The organism is Kitasatospora sp. MY 5-36, from assembly GCF_001182915.1.
Taxonomy (GTDB): Bacteria; Actinomycetota; Actinomycetes; order Streptomycetales; family Streptomycetaceae; genus Kitasatospora.
Genome location: NZ_LFVW01000620.1, coordinates 1 through 6,771, shown reverse-complemented (window position 1 = coordinate 6,771; position 6,771 = coordinate 1). Strand labels below are relative to the sequence as shown.

Genomic DNA, 6,771 nt, shown 5'->3' with positions numbered 1-6,771 from the left:
CGCCGGGGCGCTGCGCGACGACCCGCTGATCGCCCTGCCCGCGCCGCCGGCCGAGCAGGCCGACTGGCGGATCGACCCGGTGCCCGCGCCCGAGGCGTACGGCGCGGGCGTCGCGGCCGCCGTCGAGCGGCTGCGCGGCGGGGAGTTGAGCAAGGTGGTGCTGGCCAGGACGCTGGAGCTGAGCGCCGAACAGCCGCTCGACCTGCCCGCCATCCTGCAGCGGCTGGCCCGCCGCGACCCGGGCGGCTACACCTTCGCCGTCCCGTCCGGCGGCGGCCGCACCCTGGTCGGCGCCAGCCCCGAACTCCTGCTCTCCCGGCGGGGAACGGCCGTGCTGGCCAACCCGCTGGCCGGCTCCGTACCGCGCGGCGAGGACCTCGGCGAGGACGTCCGGCGCGCCGCCGCGCTGCTGGAGTCGCCCAAGGACCTGCACGAGCACGCCGTCGTGGTGGACGCCATCCGCGAGGCGCTGGCGCCGTACTGCCGCACCCTGGAGGTGCCCGAACGGCCCACCCTGGTACGGACGGCCGCGATGTGGCACCTGGCCACCACGATCCGCGGCGAGCTGGCCGACCCGGCGGTCTCCGCCCTCGAACTGGCCTGCGCGCTGCACCCCACCCCGGCGGTCTGCGGCACGCCGACGGACGTCGCCCGCCGGGTGATCGGCGAGGTCGAGCCCTTCGACCGCGGCCTCTACACCGGCATGGTCGGCTGGGAGGACGCGACCGGCGACGGCGAGTGGGTGGTCACCATCCGCTGCGCCGAGGCGGAGGGGCGGACGCTGCGGGTGTACGCCGGCGCCGGCGTGGTCGAGCAGTCCCGGCCGGAGGCCGAACTCGCCGAGACCAGCGCCAAGTTCCGCACCTTCCTGGACGCCGCGGGGGTGGCCCGGTGACGCCGCTGGAGACGGCCCGGGCGGGCTTCACCCCGTACCCCGCCGAGTTCGCCGAGCGCTACCGGGCCGCCGGGTACTGGCGCGGCGAGACCTTCGGGCGGATGCTGCGCGAGCGAGCCGCCGAGCACGGCGGGCGCACCGCCGTCGTCGACCCGGGCGGCCACGGCGTGGCGGCGACCGAGCGGCGCTGGACGTACGCCGAACTCGACCGCCGGGCCGACCGGATGGCCGCCGGACTGCTCGCCCGAGGCATCCGGGCCGGGGACCGGGTGGTGGTCCAACTGCCCAACGCCGCCGAGTTCTTCGAGGTCGTGTTCGCGCTGTTCCGGATCGGCGCGCTGCCCGTCTTCGCGCTGCCCGCCCACCGGTACGCCGAGATCGGGTACTTCTGCTCCTTCACCGGGGCGGCGGCGTACGTGGTGCCCGCCGTCGAGGGCGGCTTCGACTACCGCGAACTCGCCAGCCGGGTACGGACGGAGAACCCCGCGCTGCGGCTGGTGCTGGTGGCCGGCGAGGACCCGGGGGAGCACGTCCGGCTCGCGGACGTGCCCTGCGACGGGCCCGGCCCGGAGGCCTTCGGCGGGGAGCCCGGCCCCGAGGACGTCGCCTTCCTCCAGCTCTCCGGCGGCAGCACCGGCGTGCCGAAGCTGATCCCGCGCACCCACGACGACTACATCTACTCGCTGCGCGGCTCGGTCGAGCTGTGCGGCCAGGACCCGGACAGCGTGTACCTGTGCGTGCTGCCCGCCGCCCACAACTTCCCGCTCAGCTCGCCGGGTTCGCTCGGCACGCTGTACGCCGGCGGCCGTGTGGTGCTCTGCCCGCAGCCCGCCCCCGAGACGGCCTTCCCGCTGATCGAGCGCGAGGGCGTGACCATCACCGGGCTGGTGCCGCCGCTCGCGCTGCTCTGGCTGGACGCCGCTGAGCGCGGTGTCCGCGGCTACGAGAGTCTGGAGGTGCTGCTGGTCGGCGGCGCCAAGTTCAGCGAGGAGGCGGCCCGGAGGGTGCGCCCGGTGCTGGGCTGCACGCTCCAGCAGGTGTTCGGGATGGCCGAGGGCCTGGTCAACTACACCCGGCTGGACGACCCGGAGGAGCTGGTCACCACCACCCAGGGCCGGCCGATCTCGCCCGACGACGAGGTCCGGGTCGTCGACGACCAGGACCGGGACCTGCCCGACGGCGCCACCGGCCACCTGCTCACGCGTGGCCCGTACACCATCCGCGGCTACTGGAACGCGCCCGGGCACAACGCCGACTCCTTCACGGCGGACGGCTTCTACCGCACCGGGGACCTGGTCCGGCGCACTCCCACCGGCCACCTGGTGGTCGAGGGGCGGGCCAAGGACCAGATCAACCGGGGCGGGGAGAAGGTCGCCGCCGAGGAGATCGAGAACCACCTGCTCGCGCACCCCGCGGTGCACGACGCGGCGGTGGTGTCGATGCCCGACCCGTACTTGGGCGAGCGCACCTGCGCGTATGTGGTGCTGCGCGCCGAGAGTCGTGAACAGCCCCCGAAGAGCGTCGAGTTGAAGCGGTTTGTGCGACAGCGCGGGCTCGCCGAGTACAAGGTGCCGGACCGGGTCGAGTTCGTCGCCGCCTTCCCGGCCACCGGGATCGGGAAGGTCAGCAAGAAGGAGCTGCGGGCCGCGATCGCGGCCTCGCTGACCACCGGCTGACGCCTCCGTCCGTCGTCGCCACCTCGCCACATCTAGCTAAGGAACACCACCGTGGGCCTGCCCCGCATTCCCCGCTATCCCATGCCCGCCGCCGAGGAACTGCCCGCCAACCGGGTCTCCTGGACGGTCGACCCGGCGCGCGCCGTCCTGCTGGTGCACGACCTGCAGAACCACTTCCTGGACGCCTTCGACGCCGAGGCCGCGCCGGTGCCCGAACTCCTCGGCAACGTCCAGGCGTTGGCGGAGGCCGCGCGTGCCGCCGGCGTGCCCGTCGTGTACTCGGCGCAGCTCGGCGGACAGAGCCCGGCCGAGCGCGGGCTGCAGCAGGACTTCTGGGGCCCGGGCATCCCGGCCGACCCGCGGGCCACCGCGATCGCCGACGCCGTCGCTCCCGCGTCGGGCGACACCGTTCTCACCAAGTGGAAGTACAGCGCCTTCGTGCGCACCGAGTTGGAGCAGCTGCTGCGCGAGCAGGGGCGGGACCAGCTGGTGATCACCGGCGTGTACGCGCACATCGGGGTACAGGCGACCGCCTGCGACGCCTGGATGCGGGACGTGCAGGCCTTCGTGGTGGCCGACGCGGTCGCCGACTTCGGCCCGGCGGAGCACCGCGGTGCGCTGGCCTGGGTGGCCGGGCGCTGCGGGATGGTCGCCACGGCGGAGACCGTGCTCGGGGCGATGGCTCCGGCCGCTGCGGCGGCCGGCCTGGATGCCGTGGCCGGCCTGGACGCCGCGGCCGGTTTGGACACCGCAGAGATCGACGTGCTCGAAGGGGTGGGCGGCAAGTGACGGGTACGGGCTTCACGGTGGAGCGGATCCGGGCCGAGGTCGCCGACCTGCTCGGCGAGGACCCGGCGGAGATCCCGCTGGACGAGAACCTGGTCGACTGGGGGCTGGACTCCATCCGGCTGATGACCCTCGCCGGGCGCTGGCAGGAGGAAGGCGCCGAGGTGGCGTTCGTCCAGCTCGCGGAGCGCCCGGCGATCGAGGCCTGGGCCGAGCTGCTGGGCGCGGCGTGATGGCGGCGGGGGTGGGCGAGGCGCTGCGGGACTCGGTGCGGGATCCGCTCCGGGAGCCGGTTCGGGACGGGGACCGGGACGCGGCCCGCGGGGCGGTGCTGCCCGAGGTGCCCGAACTGCCTCCGCTGCCGCGCCGGACGGTGCGCTACCCGGCCACCACCGCGGTGGGGCCGGTCGAGGCGCAGGCGGCGCGGACGCCGGACGCGCCGGCGCTGGTGCTCGCGGGTGGGGAGACCGTCGGCTACCGGGAGTTGAACGCCTCGGCCAACCGGCTGGCGCGCGCCCTGGCCGCCTGTGGGGCCCGCCCGGGTGCGGTGGTCGGCCTGGCGGCGTTCCGCCGTCCGGCGGAGCTGGTGACGGCGCTGCTGGCGGTGGCGAAGTCGGGTGCGGCGTACCTTCCGCTGGACCCGTCGGACACGCCCGGGCGGCGCGAGCGGCTGCTCGTGGAGAACGCTCCGGTCTGCGTGCTGGGGGAGGGAGTGCCGGGGGCGCTGGCCGGGCTGGAGACGGAGGGCGAGCTGCCCACCGACCCGCCCCGGGCGCTGACCCCGCACCATCTGCTCTGCGTCGGGTACGGCCCGGGCGGGCGCCCGAGCGCCGTCCGGCTCACCCACGCCGAGGCGGACCGCCGGGTGCGCGAGCTCCAGGCGGCCCACCCGCTCGGGCCGGGCGACCGGGTGCTGCAGCTGGGCCTGCCGCTCTGGGAGTACCTGTGGCCGCTGCGGACCGGCGCCGCCGTGGTGCTCGCCGACCCGTGGCAGGAGGGCGAGGTCGGGGCGCTGGTGCGGGAGTTGGGCGTGACGGCGGTGCGGGTGGCACCCGGGGTGCTGCTCGGCGGGTGAGCAGGCCCCCGGGCGCCGGGGGGGGGGGCGACGGCTGACGGAAGACGGTCGACGGGTAACAGATAGCAGATGACAACTTTCAGCGAACAGATTTCGTTATCTGTTCGCTGAAAGTTGTCGGCCGTCATTCGTTCGTCGCTGCCGCCGACGCCGCTGCCGCCGACTCCGCCGCCAGGTCCGCCGCCGTCCACGCCATCGCCACCGCGCCGTCCAGCACCGCCCGCTCCGCCTCCGCGCCCAGCGCCGCTTCGGCGAACGCCGCCTCGTGCGGGGCGCAGGCGCCGCCGGTGATGTCCAGCACCGGATGGATCGACGGCACCGCGTGCGACACGTTCCCCATGTCCGTACAGGCGAAGGGCCCGCTCTCGACCGGTTCCGGCCGGCCGAGCGCCGCCGCGTTGGCCCGCCACAGCGTCAGCAGCCGGGGGTCGGAGCGCATGTCCAGGTAGTCCGGCTCGGGTCGGGTCAGTTCCACCTCGCAGCCGGTGGCGAGTGCCCCGGCGCGGAAGCAGTCCTCGACCCGGGAGCGCAGTTCGGCGAGATCCTCGGCCGCCGAGGCCCGGATCTCGTACTCGGCGCTCGCGCTGTCCGGGATCAGGTTCGGCGCCGTGCCGGCCGCCGTGGTGATGCCGTGCACCCGCCACTGCGGCGGGAGGTGCTGGCGCAGCAGCCCGATCGCGACCTGGGCGACGGTGAGCGCGTCGGCGGCGTTGCGCCCCCGGTGCGGGTCGAGGCTCGGGTGGGCGGCGCGCCCGGTGTAGCGGACGGAGAGCGTGCCGAGGGCGAAGGAGCGGAAGTCGGCGACCTCGACGGGGCAGGGGTGGACCATCATGGCCGCGTCCACCCCGTCGAACGCCCCGGCCTCCAGCAGCAGGGCCTTGCCCGCCCCGCGCTCCTCGGCCGGCGCGCCGATCACCCGTACGGTGAGCCCGAGTTCGTCCGCGTACGGGGCGAGCCCGAGCGCCGCGCCGATCCCGGCGGCGGCGATCAGGTTGTGCCCGCAGGCGTGGCCGAGTCCGGGCAGGGCGTCGTACTCGCAGACCAGCGCGACGGTGACCGGCCCGCTGCCGAGGCGTGCGTCGAAGGCGGTGGCCAGGCCGTGGGCGGGCGCGGTGACCGAGTAGCCGTGCGCGCGCAGCAGTTCGGAGCACCAGGCGGCCGCCAGGTGCTCCTCGAAGGCGGTCTCGGGGTGGGCGTGGATGCGGTGGCTGAGCGCGAGGAGTTCCGCCCGCAGGGCGAGGACGCGCTCGCGCACGGCCCGCTTGGCGGCGCTGGGTCCGGTGGGTTCGGTGGGCCCGGTGGGTCCGGTTGGTTCGGCGCTCTGCGGCAGCGGTTCGGTCTGGGGCACGGGTGGCGTCTCCGGGGTGTCAGGGGCCCGACCCTGCGGGGCCGTTGACCAGATCATATGAACTTAGATTAGGCTAACCTAAGTAAGGCGTTCCGGATCCCCCGAGGAGCTCTCCACCCCATGCCTGCCGTCGAAACCCAGATCGCCGACAGTCAGACCGTCGACAGCCAGATCGCCGACAGTCGGGCCGCCCACAGCCGGACCGTCGACGGTCAGGCCGCCGACGTCCCCCTGCTCGCCGCCCAGGCCGCCATCTGGTACGCCCAGGCCCTCGACCCCGACAGTCCGGTCTACAACACCGGCGACGCCGTCGAGATCACCGGCCCGCTCGACGACGAGCGGTTCGAACAGGCGCTGCGGCAGGCGGTGGAGGAGGCCCAGGCGCTGAGCGCCGTCGTCGTCACCGACCCGGACGGCACGCCCCGCCAGCGGCTGAGCCCCGGCCGCCACTGGCCGCTGCACCGCCTGGACCTGCGCGCCGCCGAAGACCCGGCCGCCGAGGCCGAGGCCTGGATGCGCGCCGACCTCGCCCGCCCGGCCGACCTCGCCGAGGGCCCGCTGTTCACCCACGCGCTCATCCGGCTCACCGGGGACCGCCGGCTCTGGTACCGCCGCATCCACCACCTCGCCGTCGACGCCTACGCGTTGACCCTCCTCGGTGACCGGGTCGCGGCCCTCTACACCGCCCTCGCCACCGGCGCCGAACCCGCGCTGAACCCCTTCGCCGGACTCGCCGAGGCCGCCGCCGAGGAGGCCGCCTACCGCGAGAGCGCGCAGTACGGGGCCGACCGCGCCCACTGGTCGGCCCGGATGGCCGACGCCGACACCCCGGCCACCCTCCCGGGCACCCCCGAGCCCGGCGCGTCCCCCGAGTCCGGCGCGTCTCCCGAGCCCGGCGCGTCTCGCGAAGCCGGCGCATCCCCCGAGCCCGGCGCGTCTCGCGAAGCCGGCGCGTCCGGCGCATCGATCCGCCTCACCGCCGAGCTGCCCG

The 6,771-nt window shown here is 75.4% G+C and carries 6 protein-coding genes and 1 pseudogene; 6 read left to right on the top strand and 1 reads right to left on the bottom strand.

The features are described from left to right. The 5 genes and pseudogenes from AE652_RS31880 to AE652_RS31860 form a co-directional block, all read left to right on the top strand. A partial coding sequence (locus AE652_RS31880; protein ID WP_049657884.1) for an isochorismate synthase occupies positions 1 to 895 on the top strand: 895 nt, incomplete at its 5' end. Then, entirely contained in the window at positions 892 to 2,571 is a 1,680-nt protein-coding gene (locus AE652_RS31875) for a (2,3-dihydroxybenzoyl)adenylate synthase (protein WP_369808347.1), read from the top strand. The genes AE652_RS31880 and AE652_RS31875, both read left to right, overlap by 4 nt. Before the next feature lie 51 nt (positions 2,572 to 2,622). Beyond that, a pseudogene (locus AE652_RS31870) lies at positions 2,623 to 3,240 on the top strand (isochorismatase family protein); the annotation flags it as partial. A gap of 116 nt (positions 3,241 to 3,356) precedes the next feature. Next, on the top strand, positions 3,357 to 3,590 hold the full coding sequence (locus AE652_RS31865; RefSeq protein ID WP_049657883.1) for a phosphopantetheine-binding protein: 234 nt from the start codon (positions 3,357 to 3,359) through the stop codon (positions 3,588 to 3,590). Continuing rightward, the gene (locus AE652_RS31860) at positions 3,590 to 4,432 is read left to right on the top strand and encodes an AMP-binding protein (protein ID WP_049657881.1); all 843 of its coding nucleotides are present in this window, start codon (positions 3,590 to 3,592) and stop codon (positions 4,430 to 4,432) included. The genes AE652_RS31865 and AE652_RS31860 overlap by 1 nt, the downstream gene beginning before the upstream one ends. A gap of 124 nt (positions 4,433 to 4,556) precedes the next feature. Here the strand turns inward: AE652_RS31860 and AE652_RS31855 are convergent, their stop codons facing one another. Next, complete coding sequence (locus tag AE652_RS31855) at positions 4,557 to 5,762, bottom strand: amidohydrolase (RefSeq protein WP_049657886.1); 1,206 nt, start codon at positions 5,760 to 5,762, stop codon at positions 4,557 to 4,559. 138 nt (positions 5,763 to 5,900) lie between these two features. Here AE652_RS31855 and AE652_RS31850 point away from each other — a divergent pair. Then, positions 5,901 to 6,771, top strand: an 871-nt coding sequence (locus AE652_RS31850; protein WP_049657878.1) for a condensation domain-containing protein, incomplete at its 3' end; no start/stop codon positions are given.